General features: G+C 33.3%; 21 protein-coding genes. 14 read left to right on the top strand and 7 right to left on the bottom strand.

Translation table 11 applies throughout. The features are described from left to right. Positions 1–36 precede the first annotated feature (36 nt). From OYT91_RS04575 to recG, 3 genes are all read right to left on the bottom strand, one after another. Complete coding sequence (locus tag OYT91_RS04575) at positions 37–3,135, bottom strand: efflux RND transporter permease subunit (protein ID WP_281239698.1); 3,099 nt, start codon at positions 3,133–3,135, stop codon at positions 37–39. A 253-nt stretch (positions 3,136–3,388) separates the two neighbouring features. Beyond that, positions 3,389–4,456, bottom strand: coding sequence for an efflux RND transporter periplasmic adaptor subunit (locus OYT91_RS04570; RefSeq protein ID WP_281239697.1), 1,068 nt, complete (start codon positions 4,454–4,456; stop codon positions 3,389–3,391). 270 nt (positions 4,457–4,726) lie between these two features. Next, positions 4,727–6,835: an ATP-dependent DNA helicase RecG gene (gene recG, locus OYT91_RS04565; RefSeq protein ID WP_281239696.1), complete on the bottom strand. Its 2,109-nt coding sequence runs from the start codon at positions 6,833–6,835 to the stop codon at positions 4,727–4,729. A 167-nt stretch (positions 6,836–7,002) separates the two neighbouring features. Here recG and OYT91_RS04560 point away from each other — a divergent pair, with 167 nt between their 5' ends. From OYT91_RS04560 to OYT91_RS04550, 3 genes are all read left to right on the top strand, one after another. Further along, on the top strand, positions 7,003–7,449 hold the full coding sequence (locus OYT91_RS04560) for a NanQ anomerase/TabA/YiaL family protein (RefSeq protein WP_281239695.1): 447 nt from the start codon (positions 7,003–7,005) through the stop codon (positions 7,447–7,449). A 57-nt stretch (positions 7,450–7,506) separates the two neighbouring features. Beyond that, a complete protein-coding gene (locus OYT91_RS04555) occupies positions 7,507–8,052 on the top strand; it encodes a DUF1697 domain-containing protein (RefSeq protein WP_269222838.1) in 546 nt (181 codons plus the stop codon). Between the two features lie 362 nt (positions 8,053–8,414). Then, positions 8,415–9,875, top strand: coding sequence for an aminopeptidase P N-terminal domain-containing protein (locus tag OYT91_RS04550; RefSeq protein ID WP_281239694.1), 1,461 nt, complete (start codon positions 8,415–8,417; stop codon positions 9,873–9,875). Positions 9,876–10,011: 136 nt separating this feature from the next. Here OYT91_RS04550 and OYT91_RS04545 read toward each other — a convergent pair whose 3' ends face one another. Beyond that, the gene (locus tag OYT91_RS04545) at positions 10,012–10,752 is read right to left on the bottom strand and encodes a Dph6-related ATP pyrophosphatase (protein WP_281239693.1); all 741 of its coding nucleotides are present in this window, start codon (positions 10,750–10,752) and stop codon (positions 10,012–10,014) included. A gap of 104 nt (positions 10,753–10,856) precedes the next feature. Between OYT91_RS04545 and OYT91_RS04540 the strand changes: the two genes are divergently transcribed. Further along, a complete protein-coding gene (locus OYT91_RS04540; RefSeq protein WP_281239692.1) occupies positions 10,857–12,920 on the top strand; it encodes a M1 family metallopeptidase in 2,064 nt (687 codons plus the stop codon). A 115-nt stretch (positions 12,921–13,035) separates the two neighbouring features. Here OYT91_RS04540 and OYT91_RS04535 read toward each other — a convergent pair whose 3' ends face one another. After that, positions 13,036–13,557 carry a DUF7935 family protein gene (locus OYT91_RS04535; protein ID WP_269222840.1) on the bottom strand — a complete coding sequence of 174 codons (522 nt, stop codon included), beginning with the start codon at positions 13,555–13,557 and terminating at the stop codon, positions 13,036–13,038. Positions 13,558–13,750: 193 nt separating this feature from the next. Here OYT91_RS04535 and OYT91_RS04530 point away from each other — a divergent pair, with 193 nt between their 5' ends. After that, positions 13,751–14,521 (top strand): sulfite exporter TauE/SafE family protein, encoded by a 771-nt coding sequence (locus OYT91_RS04530; RefSeq protein WP_281239691.1) that lies wholly within the window; start codon positions 13,751–13,753, stop codon positions 14,519–14,521. Between the two features lie 184 nt (positions 14,522–14,705). Here OYT91_RS04530 and OYT91_RS04525 read toward each other — a convergent pair whose 3' ends face one another. Further along, complete coding sequence (locus tag OYT91_RS04525; protein WP_281239690.1) at positions 14,706–15,449, bottom strand: LOG family protein; 744 nt, start codon at positions 15,447–15,449, stop codon at positions 14,706–14,708. A gap of 335 nt (positions 15,450–15,784) precedes the next feature. Here OYT91_RS04525 and OYT91_RS04520 point away from each other — a divergent pair, with 335 nt between their 5' ends. The 9 genes from OYT91_RS04520 (at position 15,785) to OYT91_RS04480 (ending at position 25,075) form a co-directional block, all read left to right on the top strand. Continuing rightward, complete coding sequence (locus OYT91_RS04520; protein WP_281239689.1) at positions 15,785–16,564, top strand: YHYH protein; 780 nt, start codon at positions 15,785–15,787, stop codon at positions 16,562–16,564. Beyond that, positions 16,565–17,134: a toxin-antitoxin system YwqK family antitoxin gene (locus OYT91_RS04515; protein WP_281239688.1), complete on the top strand. Its 570-nt coding sequence runs from the start codon at positions 16,565–16,567 to the stop codon at positions 17,132–17,134. Then, positions 17,073–17,753 carry an SCO family protein gene (locus OYT91_RS04510; RefSeq protein ID WP_281239687.1) on the top strand — a complete coding sequence of 227 codons (681 nt, stop codon included), beginning with the start codon at positions 17,073–17,075 and terminating at the stop codon, positions 17,751–17,753. Before OYT91_RS04515 ends, OYT91_RS04510 begins: the two co-directional genes overlap by 62 nt. A gap of 11 nt (positions 17,754–17,764) precedes the next feature. Beyond that, on the top strand, positions 17,765–18,745 hold the full coding sequence (locus OYT91_RS04505; protein ID WP_281239686.1) for a YHYH protein: 981 nt from the start codon (positions 17,765–17,767) through the stop codon (positions 18,743–18,745). After that, positions 18,735–21,716: a TonB-dependent receptor gene (locus OYT91_RS04500; RefSeq protein WP_281239685.1), complete on the top strand. Its 2,982-nt coding sequence runs from the start codon at positions 18,735–18,737 to the stop codon at positions 21,714–21,716. The genes OYT91_RS04505 and OYT91_RS04500 overlap by 11 nt, the downstream gene beginning before the upstream one ends. Positions 21,717–21,783: 67 nt before the next feature. Next, positions 21,784–22,176 (top strand): hypothetical protein, encoded by a 393-nt coding sequence (locus OYT91_RS04495; protein ID WP_281239684.1) that lies wholly within the window; start codon positions 21,784–21,786, stop codon positions 22,174–22,176. 106 nt (positions 22,177–22,282) lie between these two features. Then, positions 22,283–23,293 (top strand): sensor histidine kinase, encoded by a 1,011-nt coding sequence (locus OYT91_RS04490; protein WP_281239683.1) that lies wholly within the window; start codon positions 22,283–22,285, stop codon positions 23,291–23,293. Between the two features lie 83 nt (positions 23,294–23,376). After that, a complete protein-coding gene (locus tag OYT91_RS04485; protein WP_281239682.1) occupies positions 23,377–24,132 on the top strand; it encodes a LytR/AlgR family response regulator transcription factor in 756 nt (251 codons plus the stop codon). A gap of 19 nt (positions 24,133–24,151) precedes the next feature. Next, on the top strand, positions 24,152–25,075 hold the full coding sequence (locus OYT91_RS04480) for a polysaccharide deacetylase family protein (protein WP_281239681.1): 924 nt from the start codon (positions 24,152–24,154) through the stop codon (positions 25,073–25,075). Positions 25,076–25,206: 131 nt separating this feature from the next. Here the strand turns inward: OYT91_RS04480 and OYT91_RS04475 are convergent, their stop codons facing one another. Beyond that, positions 25,207–25,689, bottom strand: coding sequence for a hypothetical protein (locus OYT91_RS04475; protein ID WP_269222854.1), 483 nt, complete (start codon positions 25,687–25,689; stop codon positions 25,207–25,209). Between the last annotated feature and the right edge of the window lie 282 nt (positions 25,690–25,971).

Below are 25,971 nucleotides of genomic sequence, written 5' to 3'. Positions count from 1 at the left end.
TTTGAATTAAAACCATTTCTTTAATCAATTGAAAATTTATTTTTTTACTTCGTTTTCATATTCGTCAATATGGTCAAATTCAGGATAATGCTTTCTTGCTTTAGACCACATTAAATACAAAGCCGGAATTACAAATAAAGTAAGTACCAATGAAAAAATAGTACCTCCTACAATGACAACTCCCATTCCAATTCTGCTGGTTGATGCTGCTCCTAAAGATAATGCGATAGGCAATGCACCCAAGGATATAGCCAAACTTGTCATTAAAATAGGACGTAACCGCGCTTCCGAAGCTTCTAGAATTGCTTCTAATTTTGATTTTCCCTGTTCACGCAATTGATTGGCAAATTCCACAATTAATATTCCGTTCTTGGTTACCAATCCAATCAACATAATGGTTCCAATTTGACTAAAAATATTCCAAGTTTGATTGAACAACCAAAGTGAAAATAAAGCACCAGCAACAGCCATTGGCACTGTCAAAATAATAATAAAAGGATCTATAAAGCTTTCAAATTGTGCTGCTAATATTAAAAATATGAGTAACAATGCCAATCCGAAAGCAAAAGAAGTATTCGAACTACTTTCAACAAAATCTCTAGATTCTCCCCCTAAATCGGTTGTAAAAGAATCATCGAGTACTTTGGCTTTAATTTCATTCATTGCATCAATTCCATCGCTTATACTTTTGCCTGGAGCGAGACCTGCAGAAACTGTCGCCGACATATATCTATTATTATGATACAATTGTGGCGGATTACTTTGCTCTTCAATAGTAACCACATTGTCCATTTGAATGAGTTGTCCTTTGCTATTTTTTACATACATTGAAGTTAAATCCAAAGGTTTGGAACGATCTTGTCTTTCGAACTGGCCAATAACTTGATACTGCTTTCCATTTCTCATAAAATAACCAAAACGTTGTCCGCTGAGTGAAAGTTGCAAAGTCTGAGCAATATCTTTTACGGAAACGCCTAAACTCTCTGCTTTTTCTCTATTTATTGAAACATTTATTTCGGGTTTATTAAATTTTAAATTCACATCTGTTATAGAAAAAGTTTCATTTTTGGCAGCTTCATCCATAAATAATGGAATTTTTTCTCTTAATTTTTCAAAATTTGGTGCTTGAATAATGTATTGTACGGGTAAACCACCACGTCTATTTACCGCAATAGTTGGCTGTTCAATAACTGACGTTTTTGCAACTGAATATTGTTTAGTGATTTTTGTTAATTTTTCGGCAATTTCTTTTTGTTTCAACTTTCTTTCAGAAGGATCCACTAGAGCAATACGTACTCTACCGCTGTTTACGGTTGAAGCGCCAAAACCTGGGGAAGTTATCACCAAAGCGACTTTTTTTTCTGGAATAGAATCATCTACCAATCTTGAAATTTCTTGCATAAATCGATCCGTATATTCATAGGAAGAACCCTCTGGAGCTGTTACAGACATAACTATAGCCGAACGGTCATCATAAGGAGCCGTTTCTTTTTGAATTATATTAAAAAACAAATAAATCAGTCCAAAACAAGCTATTAGAATGGGAAAACTCAACCATTTTTTCTTCATAAAACGATTCAAAGCATCAGCATATGAACTATTTAATTTTTCGAAATACGGTTCTGTTTGTATATAAAACTTAGATTTTTTTTGTTCTCCGCTTTTCATTAAATAAGCGTTGAGCATGGGTGTTAGAGTTAAAGAAACAAAAGCTGAAATTAAAACGGCTGCACCAATCACTACACCAAATTCCCGAAACAATCGCCCGACAAAACCTTCGAGGAAAATAACCGGTAAAAATACCGCAGCTAAGGTGATTGAAATAGAAATTACCGCAAAAAATATTTCATTCGAGCCTTTAATTGCCGCTTCAATTGGTGACATTCCTTCTTCGACTTTTTTGTAAATATTTTCGGTTACCACAATACCGTCATCTACAACTAAACCAGTTGCAAGAACAATAGCCAATAAAGTAAGCACATTAATAGAAAAGCCAAAAAGCCACATAATGAAAAATGTAGCAATAAGTGAAACTGGTATATCAATTAATGGTCTAAAAGCAATTGCCCAATCCCTAAAGAACAAGAAAATAATCAAAATCACCAAAATAATCGAAATTCCTAATGTTTCAGCTACTTCAATTACCGATTGTTTAACAAAAATAGTATTGTCAATTACAATATTTAGTTTAATATCTTTGGGTAAATCTTTTTTAAGCTTTTGAAATTGTTTATAAAAAGCTTTAGAAATGTCCAAATAATTAGCTCCCGGAAGTGGTACGATGGCAACACCTACCAATGGTAAACCAGATTGGCTCATTTTGGTTTCTACATTTTCGGGTCCCAAAATTGCAGAACCAACATCGCTAAAACGAACAATTTTCTCTCCATCTGAGCGAATAATAATATTATTAAATTCCTCTGGTTTAGAAAGATTTCCGACCGTTTTTACAGTAAGTTCCGTGTTGCTTCCCGTTAATTTTCCAGAAGGTAATTCAATATTTTGCTGGTTTAATGCTTCTCTAACTTCCGATACTGTACATCCATACGAAGCTAATTTAACTGGATCAATCCATAAACGCATAGCGTATCTTTTTTGTCCCCAAATCTGAATTCCGCTTACACCTGGTATTGTTTCTAATCGTTGGCCTATAACATTTTCTGCATAATCACTTAGTTCCAAGGCATTTCTGGAATCACTCTGAACGGTCATCGAAATAATTGCATCTCCATTGGCATCAGCCTTAGAAACAACTGGAGGAGCATCTATATCCTGCGGCAAATCTCGAATAGCTTGAGATACTTTGTCGCGAACATCATTAGCAGCTTCCTCTAGATTTTTATTCAAATTAAATTCAACTGTTATATTACTACTTCCTTGAATACTAGAAGATGTTACATTTCGAATACCATCTATCGAATTGATTGCTTTTTCTAAAGGCTCAGTAATTTGTGATTCTATAATATCCGAATTGGCTCCTGTATAATTGGTTCGTATCGAAATTTGAGCAGGATCTATAGATGGAAATTCCCGCACACCTAGATAAGTGTAACCGATAATACCAAATAAAATAATCGTTAAATTCATAACGATTGTCATTACAGGTCTTTTTATACTTAATGTAGATAAACTCATTTAAAAGATTTTAGATTTTAAAACGCAGATTTTAGATTTATGATGTTTCTGCTAGCAATGAATATTCTTTTTTTAAACTATTAAAATTTGCTGAATTAAGTTTTGAATTACTTAAAGACAATATAGTTAGTTATCAATTGGGTGCGTCGTATGCTTTGACTTATAAATAAAGATTTTAGATTTAAAAAAACAATTCTATATATACAACTTTATATAAATTTGAAATAAAGGATTGTTTTTTTAAATCAAAAATCTAATTTTTTGAATTTAAAATCACCTTAATAGGGGCTTCATCTTTTAAAGACATTACTCCACTTGTCAACAAAGTATCTCCCGCTTTTAAGCCCGAAAGCACCAAGATAGAAGCATCTGTTCTATTGGCAGTTTCAACCATAATCTCTTTGGCCATTCCATTTTTAGAAATATATACTTTTTTGCCATTTTGAACAGGAACAATAGCTTCGGTTGGAACTACAATTGCATCTTTTATAACACTCAGCGGCAAAAGTACATTAGCAAATGTTCCTGGCAATAATTTCCCTTGACTGTTTTCGGTAATTGCCCTAACTTGAAGAGTTCTAGTAGTAATAGCAACTTCAGGTTCAATAGCATATACTTTGGCAGTGAATTTTTCATCCGAACCTTCGACTGTAAAACTCAAAGTTGTGTTTGTCTTTACTTGGGAAGCATATTTCTCTGGAATTGAAAAAGTGATTTTCAATTTACTGCTGTTAACCAATTTTGCGACTAAAACTGTTGGAGTTATATAAGTTCCTGGTGAAATAGAACGAAGTCCAATTTTTCCTGAAAAAGGAGCACGAACAGCAGTTTTGGCAATTTGAGCTTTAATTAATTGGGTTTGGGCTTGTGCAGATTTATAATCAGCTCTTGCAAAATCATATTCTTCTTGACTTATCGCTTCTTTTTGCAACAATAATTTTGCTCTTCTCTCATTTTCTGCGGCTAAACCTTCTTTGGTACTGGTTTGCGTTAATTGTGCTTTTAACTCTGTATCATTTACTTTGAACAACAATTGCCCTTTGGATACATTACTTCCTTCTTGAAAATAAATACCCTCAACAATTCCTGATACTTCTGATCGAATCTCAATTTGTTCATTTGCCTCAATAGAACCGGAAAGCGATAAATTATTGTCAAAAGTTTTAGGAAGAACAACTATTCCTGTTACTGTAATTGGTTTATCTTTTCCTTCTTTGTCTTTTGGCTCGCTGTTTTTTGCTTTATTCGAAGCAATTCTATAACCAATGAATCCAACAAATCCAATTATTAATAGGGTGTAAATGATGTTTTTTATTTTCATGGGGAGAGCTATTTATCTTTATATAAATTAGATATAAAAATAGGGTTAGGTTTCAGAAATTTTAGTTAAATGCAAATTTAGGTTATAGAATTGGGAATATTAGAATTGTTGATTATTATTTAACGTTTGTACATACAAATATTGGAAATTGAGATACTAAGTTTCTAAGATACTGAGAAACTAAGATTAGAAAAATATGTTGTGAGTTGAAAAAAAATTTACTTATAATAATAGAAACTCAGATTCTTAACCTCTTAGCAACTTTAAAAACTAACTAATATAATTCCAAATATTTTTCTTTTTGGTTAATTCTATAAAAACGGCTTTAAGGATTGCGTTTTCAGGTTTTTGTAAAGGGGCATCGTCTTTGAGAATTTGAATGGCATAATTTCTAGCCAATAATAGGATTTCTCTATCCCTGACAATATCAGCAATTTGAAGATTGAGCACACCACTTTGCTGGGTTCCCATTAAATCACCGGGTCCACGTAATTTCAAATCGACTTCGGCAATTTCGAAACCGTCGTTGGTATTCACCATCGTTTCCATACGGGTTTTACTGTCACTGGACAATTTAAATGAAGTCATCAAGATACAATAACTTTGATCGGCACCACGCCCAACACGACCGCGCAATTGGTGTAGTTGCGATAATCCAAAACGCTCGGCACTTTCGATAATCATTACAGAGGCGTTGGGTACATTAACACCGACTTCAATTACGGTTGTTGCAACCATAATATTAGTTTTTCCTTCGGAGAAACGTTTCATTTCTGCATCTTTTTCGACGGGTTTCATTTTGCCATGAAGGATTGAAATGGAGTAGGTAGGCAATGGAAAATCACGAGAAATACTTTCGTAACCGTCCATTAAATCTTTATAATCCATTTTTTCTGATTCTTGAATTAAAGGATAGACAATATAAATTTGGCGTCCTAAAGCGATTTCATCCCGAATGAATTTCCATACTTTTAATCGATTGGAATCGAAACGATGCACGGTTTGAATAGGTTTTCTTCCGGGAGGCAATTCGTCAATCACCGAAATGTCTAAATCTCCATACAAACTCATTGCCAAAGTTCGCGGAATAGGTGTGGCCGTCATGACCAAAATATGGGGAGGAATAACATTTTTTTTCCATAATTTGGAGCGTTGTTCTACGCCAAAACGATGTTGTTCATCAATAACCGCCAGTCCTAAATTTTGGAATTTTACTTTGTCTTCCAGCAAAGCATGGGTACCGATAAGGATTTGCAAAGTACCATTTTCCAGTTCTTCGTGTATAATTCTACGTGCAGCGATTTTGGTTGAACCCGTCAGTATTTTTATATTGATATTTAAAGAAGCTGCCAATTCAGACAATCCTATAAAATGCTGATTCGCCAAAATCTCCGTTGGTGCCATTAAACAGGCTTGAAAACCATTGTCTAATGCCAGAAGCATGCTCATAAAAGCAACAATGGTTTTCCCAGAACCCACATCACCTTGGAGTAATCGATTCATTTGGGCATTGCTTCCCATATCAGTTCGAATTTCCTTAATTACTCTTTTTTGGGCATTTGTCAATTCAAAAGGCAAGTGGTTTTTATAAAAGTCGTTGAAAAATTGTCCTACTATTGAAAAAGGATGTCCCTTTATTTTATGTTTCCGAATTAGATTCTTCGTTATCAATTGCAATTGAATAAAGAACAATTCTTCAAATTTTAATCGGAATTGGGCTTTCACCAAAATTTCGGCACTTTTGGGAAAATGAATATTGAACAAAGCTACATTCTTGGGAATCAGCTTAAGTTCATTTGTTAAATAAGAAGGCAAAGTTTCACTGAATAAGGCCTGAGTTTCCAGAAACAATTGCTGCATTATTTTGTTAATCACTCGATTTGTAATGCCGCGATTGGCCAAAGTTTCAGTGGATGGATATACGGGTTGCATGGCCGAACGCAGGCTTTTTTCGTGCTCGCTCAACAACTCGATTTCGGGATGAGCCATGCTGTATTGATTTCCGTATTGGGCACATTTTCCGAAAATAACACAGACTTCATTGAGCTTCAAACTCTCTTTAATCCATTTGTGTCCTTGAAACCAGTTGAGATCCATTTGTCCTGTATCATCAACAAATGTAGCGACCAAACGTTTTTGGTTACGACCAAATTCAACCGTTTTGATATTGATAATTTTACCAATAATCTGTACTTCGGCAATATTATTTTGCAACTCATTAATTTTATAGTACCGAGTGCGGTCAATATACCGATTTGGAAAAAAATTGACTAAATCACCATATTTAAAAATCCCCAATTCCTTACGCAACAACACGCCCCGATTGGGACCAACGCCTTTGAGAAATTCTATGGGAGTATCTAGGAGATTATTGGACATTTTTTTTGTACACGGATTAAACAAATTTGCAAATGCAAAAGCGCTGATGAAAACGGATTTTTATTTTTGAAGCGAAGATAGTTTTTTGTTTGGAAATTTGGAAATGGGATTGTTTAGGAAATTCTTATAATTCACAATATCTTTGGAACAAATATAAAAAGCATAAAATGGTTATTGACAAAATAGAAAACTACAGATTATACAGTACCCTTACCAAAAGATTGGCCAAAGGATTTGAATTCATTACCAACACTGATTTAGTGACAATAGAGCCAGGGAAATACGAAATTGACAATGATGCTATTTTTGCCATTGTTCAGGAATATGATACCAAGGAAGAGCAAGATTCTGTTCTAGAAGGTCATCATAAATACATAGACATTCAATACGTAATTCAAGGAGTTGAACTTATGGGATTTACTCCTTTAACAAATCAAGAGGTTGTTGAAGAAAACTTAGAAAAAGATTACACTTTCTACAAAGGCGAAACGTCAATGCTTCGAGTAGAGGAAGGAATGTTTACGCTTTTTTTTCCAGAGGATCTTCATAGACCTGGTGTAAAAGCAGGGCAAATTTCGAAAGTAAAAAAAGTGGTTGTAAAAGTAAAAATTTAAGAAATATCTAATTATTACTAATAAGCACAATACTTTTGCAATTCTAAAAATAAAAAAATGACAACTCATCTCGCACTTCTTCGTGGCATCAATGTTTCAGGGCACAATATGATGAAAATGGACGCTTTGAAAGCAACTTTAGAAGCTATTGGTTTCAAGAATGTGCAAACGTATATACAATCCGGAAATGTTTTTGTGGATACCGAAGAAGAAAATGCTGCAAAAGTGGGTTTTCAAATTAAACAAGAAATTTTTAAAGCATTTGGTCACGAAGTTCCTATTGTTGTAATTGGAAAATCGGATTTAGAAAAAAGTCTCAAAAACAATCCATTTCTGAAAGAGAAAGATGTTGACACTAAAAAATTATATGTAGCTTTTACTTCCATTGCGTTGCGAAGTGATTCTATCAATGATTTAAAAATGAGTCAGGTAAAACCCGATGAAGCACATATTGATGAAAATCGAATTTTTATTAAGTATGCTGTAGGAGCGGGAAAAACAAGATTTGATCAAAAATACATCGAGAAAAAACTGAATGTAACGGCAACTATTCGCAATTGGAATACTGTGTCGCAGTTGTTTAAAATTTATGAAGAAAAATAATAATTATAAAAATTGACGCAACCTTTTACAAATTATGCCATCTATACTATTAACTAAACTAAATATTTTGAAACTGAGTTTTAATTATTCTATTCAAAATACCTGTATTTTTTATTGGAATACACAAAAGTATTCAAACAAGATACGTTTAGAGAGTTTGGCTAATAAATTGATGTTTGGTTAATTTCAATTATTGCACATTCTTATAAGAGAACTTTAAAGTATAGCTACTTTATTGTTCTCTTTTTTTTTTGAGTGATATTTCAAAAATCATTTCTTTAGAAAAAAATCATAACTAAAAATATATATATTTACATTTTTTCTAACAAAAAAACCTCTCTACTAATAGTTAACCAATTAAAATGAAAATCAAATTTTCTATCATCCTAATTATCACAATTGTATATACAGCAATATCACAAAATGGCAATCCTAATGATTATTTAACACCTCAATTTCATAAAGCAAGAAGAGAAGCATTGCGTAAAAAAATGCCGAAAAATAGTGTAGCAGTATTTTTTGGAAATCCAATACATAACAGAGCCAATGATGTCGATTTTGTGTATCATCAGGATCCAAACCTCTATTACTTAACTGGTTATAGAGAATCAAACTGTGTTTTATTGATTTTTTCAGATAAACAAACTGATAAATTTGGTAAAATTTATAACGAACAATTATATATTCAAGAAAAAAATCCAAAAGCTGAACAATGGACCGGTATACGGTTAGGAATTGAAGGTGCCGTAAAAAAATTAGGATTTGACAATGCTCTTAATGGAAAAGAATTTCTAAAGGAAAGTGTAAATTTTTATAGCTTTGACAATGTGTTTTTTACAGAATTTAAAGAAGATTACCGAGATTTAAAAAATGAAGAAGCTGATATTTTTAAATTAGTAAATTCATTTAAAAAACAAATTGGGTACTCTACAAATTTGGAAACGAATAATACAAATAGTAATGGAATTGTACCTAAAAAAGCAAAGATAGATACAAAAACTTTAAATACGTACATGGCCAGTTTGCGTGAAATAAAATCCGATGAAGAAATTCAATTATTAACAAAAACCATTCGAATTTCTGCAATGGGACAACGCGAAATAATGAAAGCCATGCATACAGGAATGTCTGAAGCAGAAATTCAAGGTGTTCATGAATTTATTTACAAAAAATATGGAAGCGAATATGAGGGTTACCCATCAATAGTTGGTGCAGGAAATAATGGTTGCGTATTACATTATAGTGAAAACAGTAAAATCAAAGTTGAAAACGAACTCGTATTAATGGATCTTGGTGCTGAATATCATGGTTACACTGCCGATTTAACCCGAACTATTCCTGCCAATGGTAAATTTTCTGAAGAGCAAAAGATAATTTATGATTTGGTTTACGAAGCACAAGAAAAAGGAATTGAATCAGTACGAGTTGGAAATGTTTTTACAGCATCCGATCAGGCAGCGCGAAAAGTGATTACAAATGGATTATTACAATTAGGCATTATTAAAAAAGCAGAAGATTCTAGAAAATACTTCCCACATGGAACAACACATCATATTGGACTAGATGTACATGATCCTGGTTTATTTTTAACATTTGAAAAAAATATGGTGGTTACCGTTGAACCCGGAATATATATTCCGATTGGCAGTAATTGCGATCCAAAATGGTGGGGAATTGCTGTTCGAATAGAAGACAACATTTTAGTAACTAATGGAAGTCCAATAAACTTATCTGAAATTGCACCTAGAAAATCAAATAAAATAGAGGCTCTCATGTCTGAAAAAAGTGTTTTGAATGATTTTATTTTACCTGAAATAGATTAAGTTTTAAATCTTAATTATAACACTATAGAAACCATTTCTTCATTATCAGTTATGGTTTCTATTTTTTAAAATTCTATATAATACAACTCTTTTATCGTTTTAAAGAGCCAAATATTCAAATACAAAAAGGGTTTAATTACTGCTTATTCAACAAATCACAATACCAAAACCCGAAGTCAAAGGCATCAGAAGCTGATGTATCACATGCCGTATTAGTTTCCTCTTTGTTTTCTGGTTTTTCATATTTACGATATACGGTTTCACCAATTTCAAAATCTATGGGCTTGGAGAATATCGGTCCATCGAAAGTAAACGTATGAAATTCACCGTTTTCACCACATACATCAACATTTTCGGGTAAATCATTAATAAAATCCTGATCGATGATGCGACCAACAAAACTCTTGTCCAAAAAACGCTCGTTGACACAAACTACAATAGTTTTAAATCCCAATGCAATAAATTCCTGAATCAAATTTTGGGTAGGAACTTTCCATAACGGGAATACGCCTTCAAAACCTATTTCAGCCAATTTATCTTCTCTGTATTTTCTTAAATCTTCTAGAAAAATATCGCCAAAAATGGAATGCGTTACACCTTGTTCCTTTAATTTGGCAAGTGTGGTTTGCATAACTGCTTCGTACACTTCCATAGTTGGCATTTCGGGAATTTGCATTATTTCAAGTGGCAATCCGATACTATTTGCTTGTTGTTCCAATAATTCTACTCGAACACCATGCATAGAAATACGCTGATATTGTTGGTTTACACTGGTTAATAAGCAGTGAATTTCAAATTCTTCTCCTTGCAAGATTTTGTATAATGCTAGAGCAGAATCTTTACCGCTGCTCCAATTAAATAAGGCTTTCTTTTTCAATGGTATTATATTAGTTTATTTTGGCAGTAAACTTACAAATTATGTTCGATTTGTTAATCAAACCTTTGTAACTTTGAATATCTTTAGTACCAAATTTAATTGTAATGAAATACCTTTTCCTGCTTCTATCTCTATATACATTTGCACAACAAACCAAATCGGTTGATTTCAAAACTGTTAACGGTAAAATAAGTGTCAATCCGAATACAAAAAGTGTTACAGGCGCAGTTTCCTATGTTTTTAATGTCTTAAAACCAATTGACACCATCAAAATTGATGCGCAAAATATGACATTTTCTGAAGTGGAACTAAACAACAAAAAGATTCCTTTTGTAACCAACGGAAATGAATTATTGCTGATTTATCCTTTCCACAAAGGCAAAAATCACTTACAGTTTTCATACCAAGCCAAACCCAAACAAACCATGTATTTTGTAGGTTCAGAAACAACCCAAAACTTACAAATTTGGACACAAGGACAAGGAAAATATACCAGTCATTGGTTTCCTAGTTTTGATGATGTCAATGAAAAAGTAATTTTTAATATGGAAATAATATTTGATTCTAAATACCAAATTTTGTCCAATGGAGTTTTGAAAAAAAAATATAACGAAAAAGACATGACACATTGGAGTTACCAAATGAAAAAACCAATGAGTTCGTATTTGTTGATGATTGCAATAGGAAATTTTAACAAAAGTCACCAAAAATCTAAATCTGGAATTCCATTAGATATGTACATTAATCCAAAAGACATTAGCAAACAAGAACCTACTTATCGCTATTCTAAGGAAATTTTTGATTATTTGGAAAAAGAAATAGGAGTGAAGTACCCTTGGAAAATTTACAGACAAATTCCTGTCTCAGAATTTCTCTATGCTGGTATGGAAAATACTAGTGCAACTTTATTTACAACCCGTTATGTAGTCGATGAAGTTGGTTTTGAAGATAGAAGTTATACCAATGTTAATGCACACGAACTAGCACATCAATGGTTTGGGGATTTAATAACTGCTCAAAGCGGAAAAGATCATTGGCTTCAGGAAGGTTTTGCCACCTATTATGCTTTGCTAGCCGAAAAAGAAATCTACGGGGAGGATTATTTTTATTCCAAATTAAACGAATCATCCATGCAACTCAAACAGGCCTCCAAAACGGATACCATTCCGGTGCTGAATGCTAAAGCCAGCTCTCTGTCATTTTACCAAAAAGGAGCTTGGGCATTACACGTTTTAAGAGATGGAATCGGGGAGAAAGCCTTCAAAAAAGCGGTAAAAAGTTATCTGAATAAGTATGCTTACCAAAATGTAACTACACAAAATTTCTTTGACGAGATTAAGAAAGTTTCTGATTATGATTTGGCAAATTTCAGTAAAGTATGGCTAGAATCTTCTGGTTTTAATAGCGAAGTAGCCAATACATTATTAGCCAAAAACAAAGCAATGCAAGTACAACTTGAAGTTGATAAACTCAGAAACAAACCATTGGCAGAGAAATATAACTTTTTCGAAAAAACATTGCAATCTAATGTGTTTTTCACCGTAAAAGAAGCAATTGTAGGCCAACTTATGAAAGAGAACTTTGAAGACAAAAAGCAATTATTGGGACTGGCGTTGAAAACTCAAAACATTCAAGTTCGTCAGGCCGTGGCAAGTACTCTTCAAAAAATACCTGAAGAATTCAGAATCGAATATGAAACGTTACTCGATGATAAGTCGTATCAAACTCAAGAATTCGCATTGTATAATTTATGGAATAATTTTGGAAATAAAAGAAATGAGTATTTAGACAAATCAAAAAACTGGATTGGGTTTAATGATTTAAATTTGAGGATTTTATGGTTATCATTAGCCATTTCAACACCCGAATATAGTGTTAATAAAGAAAAAGTCATTCAGGAATTGGTCAATTATTCTTCTCCCAATTATGAAGCTACAACCAGACAAAATGCTTTAGAATACTTAATTAATTTCAATATAATCAATGAAGCAATTTTAAAAAATTTAGTCAATGCCACCACGCACCATATGTGGCAATTTTCGAAATTTGGAAGAGAAAATATTCGAGTATTATTAAAAAATCCTGAAATTAGAACTTCTTTTCAAACGTTATTGCCCAGTTTGAATGAAAAAGAACAATTTCAATTGGATCGATTACTTAAAGAATAGAGGTTAAGATTCTAAGTTACTATGACTATAAGAATTTTATAAAAGAACAAAAAAAAGCTAAGTTTCTAAAACAAAAACTTAGAAACTTAGCCTCTTAGAATCTAAGCAACTAAAATTACCACATCTGGCTCACTTCTTTTTTGATATAACCCAAAGCTGCATTGCTTGGCGTTTGCCTTTCTAGTAAATCATTCAACAAAGTTTCTCTCAATTGATCCGCATTATTTACAATTGGACTCATAGCCGCTTTTCGAATCATTTGGATTGTAGCATTTTTGGCAGTCGTAATAATTGTCCAACATTCATCGGTCATATAAATTTGTTGTGCCAAATTATGTTCAAATTCCTGATCGATTTGAGCAATAACAAAATTGGCGTAATCATTTTTGTCGGTCGAAATAGGAGAAATACGAGTCAGTAAATTAGAAAGACTAATGCGTTCCAAAAACAGGGTCATACGCTCGTAAGCTTGTAAACGCAAAGGCATGGAGTTTTTTTGCCCGTCTTTCATCAATAAATAGCGACGCCTTCCTTCTTCATTTTTGGTATGTAAATTAAAAAAGTAATAAGCAACCATCCCTGTGATAATTGCGGGTAAAGTATAACTCAATAATTCTAGTATTTTTGAAATATCCATTTTGTTCTATTTTTTAAAAAAGCAAAAATAATGTTTTTGAAACGAAATCAATAGCTAATTTTTTGCAATAATAGAATGTGGAATAGTATTTTTGTTATCTGTCTTAAAATCGAACAACCGTAAAGTTTTAAAAAAAAATCTTATTTTCTAAGTTAATCTGCAAGAGAGAAATACCAAATCGAATTCAAATTATATGGAGACCTACATCATCGTTTTACTTTGTTTAGCTGCTTTTTTCGCAGGTTTTATTGATGCAATTGTAGGTGGTGGCGGTCTCATACAAACTCCGGTGGGACTTATCTTATTACCTAATCTTCCCGTATCTACAGTGATAGGATCCTTGAAAATTCCAGCCTTTAGTGGTACTTCATTCGCCGCTTATCAATACATGAAAAAAGTCACAATCAATTGGCGAATCCTCATTATCATGATGCTCTTGGCCTTTCCAGCTGCCTTTTTGGGATCGACAGTATTAACCTATGTGAGCAATGATTTCATGAAACCATTATTACTGGTGGTTCTTTCTTTATTGGCAATTTATACTTATGCAAAGAAAAATTTTGGACAACATCAAGTTAGAGATATTTCTCCAAGAACCCAAATTTTGAATGGCGTTGGAATCAGTTTTGTGGTAGGATTTTACGATGGATTTATTGGTCCTGGCACGGGAAGCTTTCTTGTTGTTGCCTTTATCGCCTTAATGGGATTTGACTTCTTGCACGCTTCTGCCAATGCCAAGATGGTAAATCTGGCAACAAATTTTGGTTCTATCTGTTTATTCATGCTCAAAGGTAAAATCATCTGGGCTATCGCCTTACCGATGGCTGCCAGTAATGCAACTGGTGGTTGGATAGGGGCCAAAATAGCCATCAATCGAGGTAATAAATTCATCCGAATCTTCTTTTTAGTCGTTGTATTAGGTACATTAATTCGATTTGCTTACGATGTGTTTTTAAAAAAATAATTAAAACTTATTTTGAAAGTAGACTTAAACCTAGATTTATCATTAGAAAACTACTATAACTACATTCTTATTGAAAACCCACTCCCCGAAGTATTTCTAAAAAAAACAAATTCTATTTAATTCTAGGAAAGCTCTGCTAAATCACCCAATTGCCTTACTACTCCAAAAAGAAAAAACAAATACATTACCTGCTACGCTCTCCAAACCACCATTTTGGTTTATATTGAATCTTCCTCAGTCCAAACTTTTTAATGGCGTGATTTTCGATATGCGCTACCAAATCGGGAACGGAATCCGTTACAAACAATAATTGCATATCTGCAGGACTGATGCTTTCGTGTTGCACCATCATATCAATATGTTCACACAAATTTTTATGATATTCAGTATCAAAAATCACGACGGGAAATCCGGCAATAATTTTGGTTTGAATTAAAGTCAGGGCTTCAAACAATTCGTCCAAAGTGCCAATTCCGCCAGGCATCACTATGAAGGCGAAGGAATATTTCACAAGAATCACTTTTCGAACAAAAAAATACGGAATATAAATCCATTTGTGGAGATACGGATTTGGTTTTTGCTCCACGGGAAGTACAATATTACAACCCACGGAATAGCCACCTGCTTCATAAGCGCCTTTATTGGCAGCTTCCATAATACCGGGGCCGCCACCAGTCATTACGGTAAAACCCAGCTTTGCCATTGCAGCTCCAATTCGTTCCGCATCCTGATAATGATCCATCTCCGGACCAAAACGTGCCGACCCAAAAACCGTGACACAGGGCCCAATAAAGTGCATTTTACGAAAAGCCTTGATAAAGTTATATTGTACCTTGAAAGTAAAAACCAACTCCTTAAAACGAGACAAAGGTCCTTGGACGAAAGCCGATTCGTCTTTGGATAGTCGATATGGTGACAGCTTTTTCATGGCAACCATAAAGTTATTAAATAGTTTATTTTATAACAACTAGACGATGAAGTATTTAAGATTAATTTTTTATTATTGTTTTGAAAGTCGTCACAATTTAGACTTGACAAAAATTTGACACGAATTAACGCCAATTCAATGAAGAAAGTGCTTAATTAACTTTGTCAGTTTGCTTTATTAGTATTGAAAAAAAAAATTCTCGAAACTACCTTTGCAAATTTTGAAAACTGTGTCTCTATAACGACTCAACACGATTTTTCTACAACTCAACCAAAACTAACTTTTTAGAAGCGAATACAAGAAATACTTTTGAATAAACTTTAAAATATTCAAGTATGAGAAATATAAAAATGAGTGCTTTGTTAGTAATTGGAATTGCTTTTGGCAGCATTATAAGTTGCAGTAATAATGACAGCGAAGATACCATAACAAATACAACCACAGCAACAACTGAAATCCCAGCTGTTTACAAAAAAATATATGGAGCGACCAGCATTACCAGTGATGGAACCTATATTTACATTAAAACAAAAGATCTGCCAGATCATAAAAGTGCTTATTATCCAACAACTAATGCCTTATACGAATCCTATTCTGGAACCACTTTTGGTGGTAATACTTTTGTCAAAAATCCAAATTCGATAATTGAACAAACCGCTACAATCAAAATACCATTAAATCCTGTAGTGGCTTCGACACATGCTGCTACGCCTTTAGGTGCAATTGGTGTAGCTATAAATGGAGTGGCGCTTTTCAACCAATATGCAGGACCTAACAACCAAGCTTTGACAGGCGAAATTGCCACTTTCGACAAATATTATGGACATCCACAACAACAAGGAGTGTATCATTATCACGTGGAGCCTTTGTATTTAACTACTGTAAAATCGACAAAATCGGGTTTGATAGGATTTTTATTGGATGGTTTTCCTGTTTATGGCCCACAAGAAGAGAACGGAACGGTGGTTACCAATGCCGTTTTAGATGTTTATCACGGTCATACTCACGCAACTGTTGATTATCCAAATGGTATTTATCATTACCATTTTACCGATGAAGCACCCTATTTAAACGGAAACGGATTTTACGGAACACCTGGAACTATTTCACAATAAATGAAATTTTTCAAAATTTATTTTCTGTTTCTTTTGGTTTGTTCCTGTTCCAAGAATGAGTCAAAAGTACCTAAAATCTATAGCCTAAAATCATCCAAAGAAATTACGGTTTTGAATGATGTTGTCTATTTAAATAAAGAAAAATATTCCGGTTTTTTATTTGAATTATATCCCAATCAAGATACTATTTCTTCAGAAGGTTTTATCAACGGTCAATTGAGTGGCGTTTGCCAAAAATGGTATCCCAACAAACAACTGATGGAATCACGTTTTTATTTCAATGGGAAAAAGAACGGAAAACAATTGGCTTATTGGGAAAACGGAAACAAACGGTTTGAATTCATTGCCAAAAATGATGGATATGAAGGCGAATTGAGCGAATGGACGTTCGATGGAAAATTAATTCATTTGGCACATTTTAAAGACGGTCAGGAAGAAGGAAGTCAAAAATTATGGTATGACAATGGCAAAATTAGAGCCAACTATGTAATTATAAAAGGAAAAAGATATGGTTTATTGGGAACTAAAAATTGTAAAAATGTATCGGATAGTGTTTTTGTTGTTCAGTAGTTTAATATTGATAAGTTGTTCGAATAAAAAAGAGGAAGCCATTGCTTTACCCTATTATAACGAGCCCGAATTCACGCCAATATTCCTTACCGATAAATCCGAAATGGAATCTAAAATCAAACACACGATTGCTAATTTTTCTTTTTGGGATCAAGATAGTATTCTGATTTCTCAAAAATCGATTGAAGGGAAAATTCACATTGCCAATTTTATCTTCACGACCTGTGGCAGCATTTGCCCAAAAATGACAACCAACCTAAAAATTGTAAACGAAAGCCTAAAATTCCATTCCAATATTGTATTGCTCTCCTATTCGGTTACGCCTTGGATTGACACACCGACTGTATTAAAAAATTATAAAGCTAAAAATGAAATTTCGAATCCAAATTGGCATTTTCTGACGGGTTCTAAAAATGACATTTACAGTTTGGCCCGCAAATCCTATTTTGCCGAAGAAGACATTGGTTTTAGTAAAGACAGCACGGAATTCCTGCATACAGAACATTTTATTTTGGTGGATAAAACCAAAAGAATAAGAGGCATTTACAACGGAACTTTGGAATTGGAAATGCAACAAATGCTGGATGATATCAAAACATTAGAAAAAGAAACCTACTAAAAAAACTTAATATGAAAAACAAAAAAATCAAAATCGAGAAAATAGCAGTGCTAATTGTAATAGTATTAATTACTTTCGGATGTAGCAAAGACAATGAAAATGCAGTTGACACAACTGTTAGCACCGTTGTAAAAGTAAATTCGGATAATTTTATTCTTGCAGGATTAGCGGAACCAATAAGTATTGTTTCCAAGACACTCTCAAATGGAACAACTGTGGATTGTTATAAAATTGTTAGCAAAGGTACTCCCACTGATCATGCGATGGGTCCATGGTGTCCCACAAATATTTCGGATGGAGCAGATGCTGGTGGAATTTGGTTAAAAGACGGAAATGTATATGATGTGGATGGTGCATTTATAAAAAATTTAGCCACTTTTTTTTCTGATCCTACTTGGATGATGTACAAAAGTAGTACAGGCGAAGTGATTAAAACCAAAACACAAGCCGAATGCCAGGCAGCTGCAAACCCAAGTGTAGGACCAGAATACAAAAATTTTTGTGTGGAATGTTTACCTTCGTACGTTGCTAATTTAACTCAAACCTATTATCTCCCAGTAAGTCCTGTTAAACTAACTAATTCCATACAATTCGGAATGGGGCCACAATCTTCTGGACCTAGTCTAAGAGGAATTGCTTTTAACGGAGTTCGATTTGATGCTCCGGCACCGGTTAGCATTATTTTGGCAGCATATACACTAGCACCATTTGACGATGCCGGTGGACATATCAATTTGGGAGCGGGTTACCATTATCATGCAGCCAATGGAAAATCGAAAGAAATTGCCCAAACGGATGGACATGCACCTATGATTGGTTATGCAATTGATGGTCATGGATTGTATGCAAGACTGGATACAAAAGGAGCTGAATCAACCGATCTCGATGAATGCAGAGGACATAGTGATGCAATAAGAGGATATCATTATCATGTAGACAAAGCTGGAGCAAATAATTTTATTAATTGTTTGAAAGGAGCTTATGTTAACTAATTATTTTAATCCCAAAACAAAGAAAAAATATATAATTGGAATTCTGTTCCTTTTTTATAGTTTTTCAATATTTGCACATCAGCCGGATTTGTCAACCGTAATGATTTATCAAGATGAAACAGGGAAATGCTTTTTGCAGATCTACAGTTCATTAACCGCTTTTGAAGGTGAGGTTGATTATAAATATTCAAAAAATGCATACAAAACACCCGAAGAATTCCGAGCATTAGTAATAGCCCATTTCAACAAAAGTGTTTTGTTTATTTGTAATGCAAAAGACACGCTTAAATTTGGTAAACCACAAGTTTTGTTAGGACATGAAACTAAATTGGTAACAGAGGTATTTGGTTTTCCAAAAAAAATCACATCGATGTATTTTAAAAATACACTTTTTATGGATATTCCACACAATCAGAGCTCCTTGATTATTTTAAAAAAAGGCTTGCCCAACCAACTTTTCGTTTTGAATAACGAAAATAAGCAAGAAATTAATTTGGTTTTAGAAAATGGGAAATGGAAATCAACAGCTGCAAATTCAGACAAAGCAATGTCGCCTTTATTTTTTTGGGGTTTATTAATAGTGCTACTGTTGAGTATTGTGCTATTTTTCAAACGAATAAAGCCTACACTTGGGGCGAAAAAATTACTTTTTCTTCTGTTCCTTTCTACGGCTACATTTGCTCAAAATAACAAGCAGAATATTCGCGGAATTGTGATCGATAAACTATCGCAAACAGCCCTAATTGGGGCAACCGTGCAAATAAACAATTCCGAAAAACAAACGGTAACCGATGAAAAAGGGAATTATACTCTAACAGATATTACTCCTGATCGTTACGAAATTAAAGTCACGTTTGTAGGCTATAAAGAAGTTGTAATTCCAAATGTGATTGTAACTTCGGGTAAAGAAGTGATTTTGGATATAACGATGGAAGATGAATATAAAAAACTGGACGAAGTGGTTATAAAAACATCCAACAAAGCGGGCACGATTAATAAGTTGGCCTCCATAAGTGCGAGAACATTTTCTATGGAAGAAGTCAATCGCTTTGCAGGCGGCAGAAGCGATGTTGCCCGATTGGCCGCCAATTTTGCGGGTGTAAGCACGCCCGATGATAGCAGAAATGATATTGTTATTAGAGGAAATTCTCCGGTTGGTGTTTTGTGGCGAATTGACGGAATGAATGTGACCAATCCCAATCACTTTGCATCGGTTGGGACGACTGGAGGAGCCGTAAGTGCATTGAATACCAATTTGTTGAAGAATTCCGATTTCTTTACATCCGCTTTTCCAGCTGAATATGGGAATGCCACTTCGGGTGTTTTTGATATTGGTTTTAGAAATGGAAATTCAAAAAAGCGAGAAACTACCATTCAATTGGGAATTATTACTGGTCTTGAAGCCACGACTGAAGGCCCCATAAACAAAGAAAAAGGTTCTTCCTATTTGGTAGGATATCGCTACGGATTAGCAGGAGTTGCTAAACTGGTTGGTGTTGATATCGGGACAACAGCAACTCCGTCCTATCAAGATTTATCGTTTAAATTGAACAGCGGTACCTCTAAATTGGGTAAATTCTCCATGTTCGGAATTTTGGCTTCCAGCACCATAAATATTGATGGTGGAAATTCAAATTCTTTATACGGAAACGGCAATCAAGTTGATTTTGCTAGTAAAATTGGAATAGTAGGGTTGAATCATTTCAAACAAATCAATACCAAATCATTTATCAGTTCGACTATTGGATTGAATTATTCTAAAACAGACCAAACTTCGTATGATTTTGACAGAATGGCAAACGCTTCTTTTTCCAAAGAAGTTAGCAATGTGGCCAAAACGGGCTATAATTTTGGCTCTACTTATAGTTTAAAAGTAAACTCCAAATTTTTTATAAAAGCAGGTATTCAAGATGAATTGATGGGCTTGGATTTATTTTATAAAACAAAACAAAATAATACTGATGCATGGAAACAGGTTTGGGATACAAGCAGTTTTACAAATTTGGCGCAAGTGTTTTTTCATGGCAAATTCAACCTTAACGAAAAACTAACTTTAAATGCAGGCATGCATTCGCAAAAGTTTTTCTTGAATAATTCGGTTTCAATTGAACCACGATTAGGGTTGAAATATGCTGTAAATAGCAACAGTAGTTTTAGTTTGGGGTATGGATTGCATTCGCAAATGCAGCCGATAAATGTATATTTTTTGCAAACTCAAAAAACGGATGGTTCGTATGCTTTTAACAACAAAAATTTAGATTTTACCAAAAGTCAGCATTTTGTTTTAGGATACGATTTGCAACCGTTTCAAGATTGGAGGGTGAAAACCGAAGTCTATTATCAATCTATTTCTAATGTTCCAGTGAATACTTTTTCCAGCAGTTATTCGATGTTGAACACGGGTTCAAGCTTCAAAACCGATTTGGAAGACAATCTGGTCAATGCAGGAACTGGAACCAATTATGGTGCAGAAGTTACCATTGAAAAATTCTTCAGTAAGGGGTATTACGGTTTGTTTACATCGTCTTTGTACAGTTCAAAATACAAAGGAAGCGATGGCGTGGAGCGAAATACGGCTTTCAACGGAAAATATGTTTTTAATATTTTAGGAGGAAAAGAATGGAAAGTAGGTGGTCAAAATAAAATTTCGACAGACCTTAAGTTCACCAATGCTGGCGGTAGGGCTTATACACCAATAGACCTAACAGCTTCGCAAACAACGGGTCAAGAAGTATTTTCAACAGCTGCCTATTCGGCCAATTATTCAAATTATTTTCGATTGGATTTAAAAGGAAGTTATACCATTAATAGCAAAACCAAAAAACTATCCCAATCCTTTTCATTGGATTTACAAAATGTGACCAATCATAAAAATATATTTTCACAAACGTATGATACTAAAAATATGAGTTTGAATACAACCTATCAATTGGGCTTTTTTCCTAATTTTATTTATAAATTACAATTTTAAGAGACAAAAAGAATCGTAAAATTTACTTTTAGAACCAAAATCAATACCAATTAAATATCAAATAATTATGAGATCAATTATTGTAATAACTTCCTTATTTACTGTGTTATTTGCAGGTTTTTGCTTTGCCCAGCCCCAAGCTGATGGAAAAGGACGTAAACCCCCCACCATTGAAGAACGATTAAAAATGGTAAACGAAAAAATTTGTCAACCACTCCAACTCGACAAAAACCAAACGGCAAAAATAAGTGTTGTCTACAAGGAGTTTTTTACAGAAATGGATAAGTTAATTGATTTTAAATCTAATCCACCCCGTATGCCGGAAAAACCGAAAGTAGAGGCACTTGCAAAAATTAGAGATTCCAAAGTAAAAAAAGTCATCCCTGAAAATGTATTTGTAAAGTATCTCGAACTCGAAAAATCGACTCGTCCACCACACGAAGGAAATCCTCCCAAGTAAAAAACAGCTTAGCAAACGACTACGAAATAGGTTTTCAATAAATAACTAATCTGTAAACCGGATTTCTTTACAAATTTTATTTATAAATTGCAGTTTCAAGAAAAAAATGAAGAATTCAAAATTTAAAATAACACAAAAATTAGGGATTGCGGTTGCAATAACACTCTTTTTTAAAATTGTCTTTTTTCGGATTGAGGATTTTTTTGAGTGGGATTTAGTATTTATTACAGCAATTGTACTGATTATTTGGCAAGGAAATGAAGCTATCGACGGTTTTCTAAATACGAGACATCCTTGGATTGAAAACGCAAAAAAAAGATTGATTATTCAGAGTTTACTTTCGCTTTTTTTTACATCAATTACCTTATTTACATTGATGTATACGCTTCATCAATTAAGATTTGGTGATGGTAGGATTATCGATCGTAAAATGATGGAAATATTTCCTCCAGCCATACTCTTTACTCTTGTACTTTTATCTATAAAAATTGGAACTGAGTTTTTTAATGCCTTAAAAAATAGCTTGCTTGAAGTCGAAAAATACAAAACAGAAAGTGCCAATGCACAATTGGAAAATTTAAAAAATCAATTGAATCCGCATTTTCTGTTCAATAATCTCAGTGTTTTGACTTCGTTGGTTTATAAAAATCAAGACAAAGCCGCTCATTTTATCAATGAATTATCCAAAGTCTATCGTTATGTTTTGGATAATAAAAATTCAGAATTAGTACCCTTAAAAGAAGAATTGGATTTTATAAATCATTATATCTATCTGCAAAAAATTCGATTTGAAGAAAGTATACTTTTTGAAATAAAAATAGAAGAAAGCAAGAAAAATGATTTTCTATTACCAATGTGTTTGCAAATGCTGGTCGAAAATACCATTCAGCATAACGAAACTTCGCAAGCCAATCCGTTGAAAGTTTTAATTTACACGGAGAACAATTCATTAATAATCGAAAACCCCATTTTGCCAAGAAGCAACGTTGCCGACAGTACAAAAACAGGTTTGAAAAATATAGAAAAACGCTACTCATTTTTTACTGATGACAAAGTTATCATTTCTAACAACGGCAAAATTTTTAAAGTAATTTTACCTTTAATCCAAAGAAGATGAAATGCCAATTGCATTAATTAGTCAAAAAAATAAGAGGAACTGGACATTCCATCCGACCAATAAAAAACAATAAATAGAACCAGATGAAAGTTGTCATTATTGAAGACGAAAAATTATCAGCAGAACATTTGACGGTTCTCTTGCAGAAAATAGACACAGCTATAATTGTAATGGAGTATTTCGATACGATTAAAACTTCGGTAGCAGCTTTCCGAGAAGGCTTAAATGCCGACTTAATTTTCATGGATATTCATCTGGCGGATGGGAATAGTTTTGAGATTTTCAATCAAATAAATCTAGATATTCCTGTTATTTTTACCACCGCTTTCGATAATTATGCCATTCAAGCTTTTAAGCAAAACAGCGTTGATTATTTGCTAAAACCCATAGGATTACAAGAATTAGAATTTGCTATAGCGAAATTTAAAAAGCAACAAAAATCAGGAAACAAAGATCTTATTTCGAGTATTGCAACAGCGTATCAACAACTGAATAAAGAATTTAAAACACGTTTTTTAGTCAAATCTGGTCAAACCATTGATACTATTCCAATTGATGAAATTCATCATTTTGAAACCAAAGAAAGTTTGTCTTTTTTAGTTACGAAAAAAGGAAATCACCATCTTATTGATTATACCTTAGACCAACTAGAAACAATGTTGCAACCCAAAAATTTCTTCCGAATCAACAGGAAAATAATCCTAAATATTCATTCGATAGAGAAAGTCAGTACGTATTTTAACAGCCGCTTATCTATTGCTACAAAATTTCTGGATACTGATGCTAGAATTGTAAGCCGGGATCGCGTTAATGATTTCAAAAAATGGTTGGATAATTAAACACAAACATTATATACTTATGAAAAAAATATCCCTATTACTGTTATTGATTGCTTTTTCTACGGTTGCTCAAACCAATCCTGAAATTGCTAAAAGTGCTACCAGAATTGAAATGCTTTTTCCAGAAGGGAAAACAAAAGCACTAATTTTGAGTTATGATGATGGCAGAACCGAAGACCGACAATTGGTAAAATTGATGAATAAATATCATCTTGTGGGAACTTTTCATTTAAATTCTAACAAACTGGGCACAACCAGTTATCTTGATAGAACTGAAATGAAGGATCTTTATAAAGGTCACGAAGTTTCAGTACATACGGCTAATCATCCCAATTTACCTGATATTTCTAAGATAGACGTCATTTATGAAATTGTAGAAGATCGAAAAGAGCTCGAACGCTTGATGGGATATCCCGTGAGAGGAATGGCTTATCCTTTTGGTAATACCAACGATTTTGTAATTGATGCCATGAATGGACTGGGAATTGAATACGCCAGAACCGTTGGAGATACATACAATTTTGAAATCCCAAAAGATTTTTTAAGATGGTTTCCAACGATGCATCAATTTGCGAAAGCGTATTGGGAGCCCAACCAACCAGAGAAAGATGCTCAAGAAATGGCACATTTTTATACCGTTATTAAAGATTTTTTGCAAACCAAAGAATTGGCTGTATTAGATATTTGGGGACACAGTTGGGAAATGGGAACGGACCAAAACAAATGGAATGAAACCGAAAAATTCTTTAAAATATTAGCCAATAATGAAGCAATATATTACTCCAAACAAATTGATTTGGTTGATTATATCAATGCGTTTAGAAACCTGAAATTCTCGATAGATAAAAATATAGTGACCAATACAAGCGCCATTAATGTTTATATCAAAATAAACAATACCATTTTCAAAGTTATGGCAGGTACTACGATGAACTTATCTTAATATCAGAATTTCTCCATCGGTAGGATGTTTTACAATGCAAAAAATTAATTTTTAATCGAAAAAAAAAGTCCTAGCAAAATCAGATAACTATCAAAAATTGCTAGGACTAATAAAACCTAATTGAATTTTAATTATTTAATGGCGCACTCCACAGTAGAAAATTTATATTTTACTTTTTCAAAATCTATTGGAGTATCTTTAACAAAATAAGACCTTCCTAAATAAGTTTCAATTTTTCCACTACCCAAAATGAGCTGATTGTCTTTTTTTAACAATGCCATCGGATTTTTGAATACTTTTTTATCGTTGGTTCCTTGAATAAACGTATAGTCAACAAATAAAGTATCTCCATGAAATTCACCAGTGATTTTTCCTGATTTTTCAGGCATATCGATAATTTTCATTACCATATCACCATTTATTTTTCCATTTTTTAAAGTATTCATTTTCAGATCAATTGTATCCTGTTCATAAAGTGCTTTGTAGCATGTTACACTAATTGGTTTTTCATCCCCAGCTTTGATAGTTTCAATATCTTTTGGTGTCTCCTTCTTTTTACAATTTTGGAGCCCAATGCAAACCAACAGTAAACAAAATAGACCTAGTTTTTTCATGGTAATAATTTTTAAGTTAATAATTGTGACAATAGTCATTGCTAATTTACAAAAAATTGGGGTTTATTGTTTTATATTTAATTGAAAATCATATCGATAAAAAGCTATGAATATAGATACGAATATTTTTATAATTGTTTGCATTTTAAAACAATGTAATCATAAATGGATAATTTTATAATACAAAGGTCAAATGTAAATTTCGGTATTCGGATTAAGAGTTTACCATCTAAAAACTACCTACAGAAAACTGCTATCCAAATTATGTTATTTGAATTCTGT

This window comes from Flavobacterium praedii (assembly GCF_026810365.1).
In the GTDB taxonomy this organism is placed as follows: Bacteria; Bacteroidota; Bacteroidia; order Flavobacteriales; family Flavobacteriaceae; genus Flavobacterium; species Flavobacterium praedii.
Note: the sequence above shows the minus strand (reverse complement) of the source record. Positions and strands in the feature narration are given on the sequence as shown.

What these genes read in the sequence shown, in the direction of transcription:
- OYT91_RS04575 (WP_281239698.1), bottom strand. Translation starts at nt 3,135, where the DNA reads ATGAGTTTATCTACATTAAGTATAAAAAGACCTGTAATGACAATCGTT.
- OYT91_RS04570 (WP_281239697.1), bottom strand. Translation starts at nt 4,456, where the DNA reads ATGAAAATAAAAAACATCATTTACACCCTATTAATAATTGGATTTGTT.
- recG (WP_281239696.1), bottom strand. Translation starts at nt 6,835, where the DNA reads ATGTCCAATAATCTCCTAGATACTCCCATAGAATTTCTCAAAGGCGTT.
- OYT91_RS04560 (WP_281239695.1), top strand. Translation starts at nt 7,003, where the DNA reads ATGGTTATTGACAAAATAGAAAACTACAGATTATACAGTACCCTTACC.
- OYT91_RS04555 (WP_269222838.1), top strand. Translation starts at nt 7,507, where the DNA reads ATGACAACTCATCTCGCACTTCTTCGTGGCATCAATGTTTCAGGGCAC.
- OYT91_RS04550 (WP_281239694.1), top strand. Translation starts at nt 8,415, where the DNA reads ATGAAAATCAAATTTTCTATCATCCTAATTATCACAATTGTATATACA.
- OYT91_RS04540 (WP_281239692.1), top strand. Translation starts at nt 10,857, where the DNA reads ATGAAATACCTTTTCCTGCTTCTATCTCTATATACATTTGCACAACAA.
- OYT91_RS04535 (WP_269222840.1), bottom strand. Translation starts at nt 13,557, where the DNA reads ATGGATATTTCAAAAATACTAGAATTATTGAGTTATACTTTACCCGCA.
- OYT91_RS04530 (WP_281239691.1), top strand. Translation starts at nt 13,751, where the DNA reads ATGGAGACCTACATCATCGTTTTACTTTGTTTAGCTGCTTTTTTCGCA.
- OYT91_RS04525 (WP_281239690.1), bottom strand. Translation starts at nt 15,449, where the DNA reads ATGAAAAAGCTGTCACCATATCGACTATCCAAAGACGAATCGGCTTTC.
- OYT91_RS04520 (WP_281239689.1), top strand. Translation starts at nt 15,785, where the DNA reads ATGAGAAATATAAAAATGAGTGCTTTGTTAGTAATTGGAATTGCTTTT.
- OYT91_RS04515 (WP_281239688.1), top strand. Translation starts at nt 16,565, where the DNA reads ATGAAATTTTTCAAAATTTATTTTCTGTTTCTTTTGGTTTGTTCCTGT.
- OYT91_RS04510 (WP_281239687.1), top strand. Translation starts at nt 17,073, where the DNA reads ATGGTTTATTGGGAACTAAAAATTGTAAAAATGTATCGGATAGTGTTT.
- OYT91_RS04505 (WP_281239686.1), top strand. Translation starts at nt 17,765, where the DNA reads ATGAAAAACAAAAAAATCAAAATCGAGAAAATAGCAGTGCTAATTGTA.
- OYT91_RS04500 (WP_281239685.1), top strand. Translation starts at nt 18,735, where the DNA reads ATGTTAACTAATTATTTTAATCCCAAAACAAAGAAAAAATATATAATT.
- OYT91_RS04495 (WP_281239684.1), top strand. Translation starts at nt 21,784, where the DNA reads ATGAGATCAATTATTGTAATAACTTCCTTATTTACTGTGTTATTTGCA.
- OYT91_RS04490 (WP_281239683.1), top strand. Translation starts at nt 22,283, where the DNA reads ATGAAGAATTCAAAATTTAAAATAACACAAAAATTAGGGATTGCGGTT.
- OYT91_RS04485 (WP_281239682.1), top strand. Translation starts at nt 23,377, where the DNA reads ATGAAAGTTGTCATTATTGAAGACGAAAAATTATCAGCAGAACATTTG.
- OYT91_RS04480 (WP_281239681.1), top strand. Translation starts at nt 24,152, where the DNA reads ATGAAAAAAATATCCCTATTACTGTTATTGATTGCTTTTTCTACGGTT.
- OYT91_RS04475 (WP_269222854.1), bottom strand. Translation starts at nt 25,689, where the DNA reads ATGAAAAAACTAGGTCTATTTTGTTTACTGTTGGTTTGCATTGGGCTC.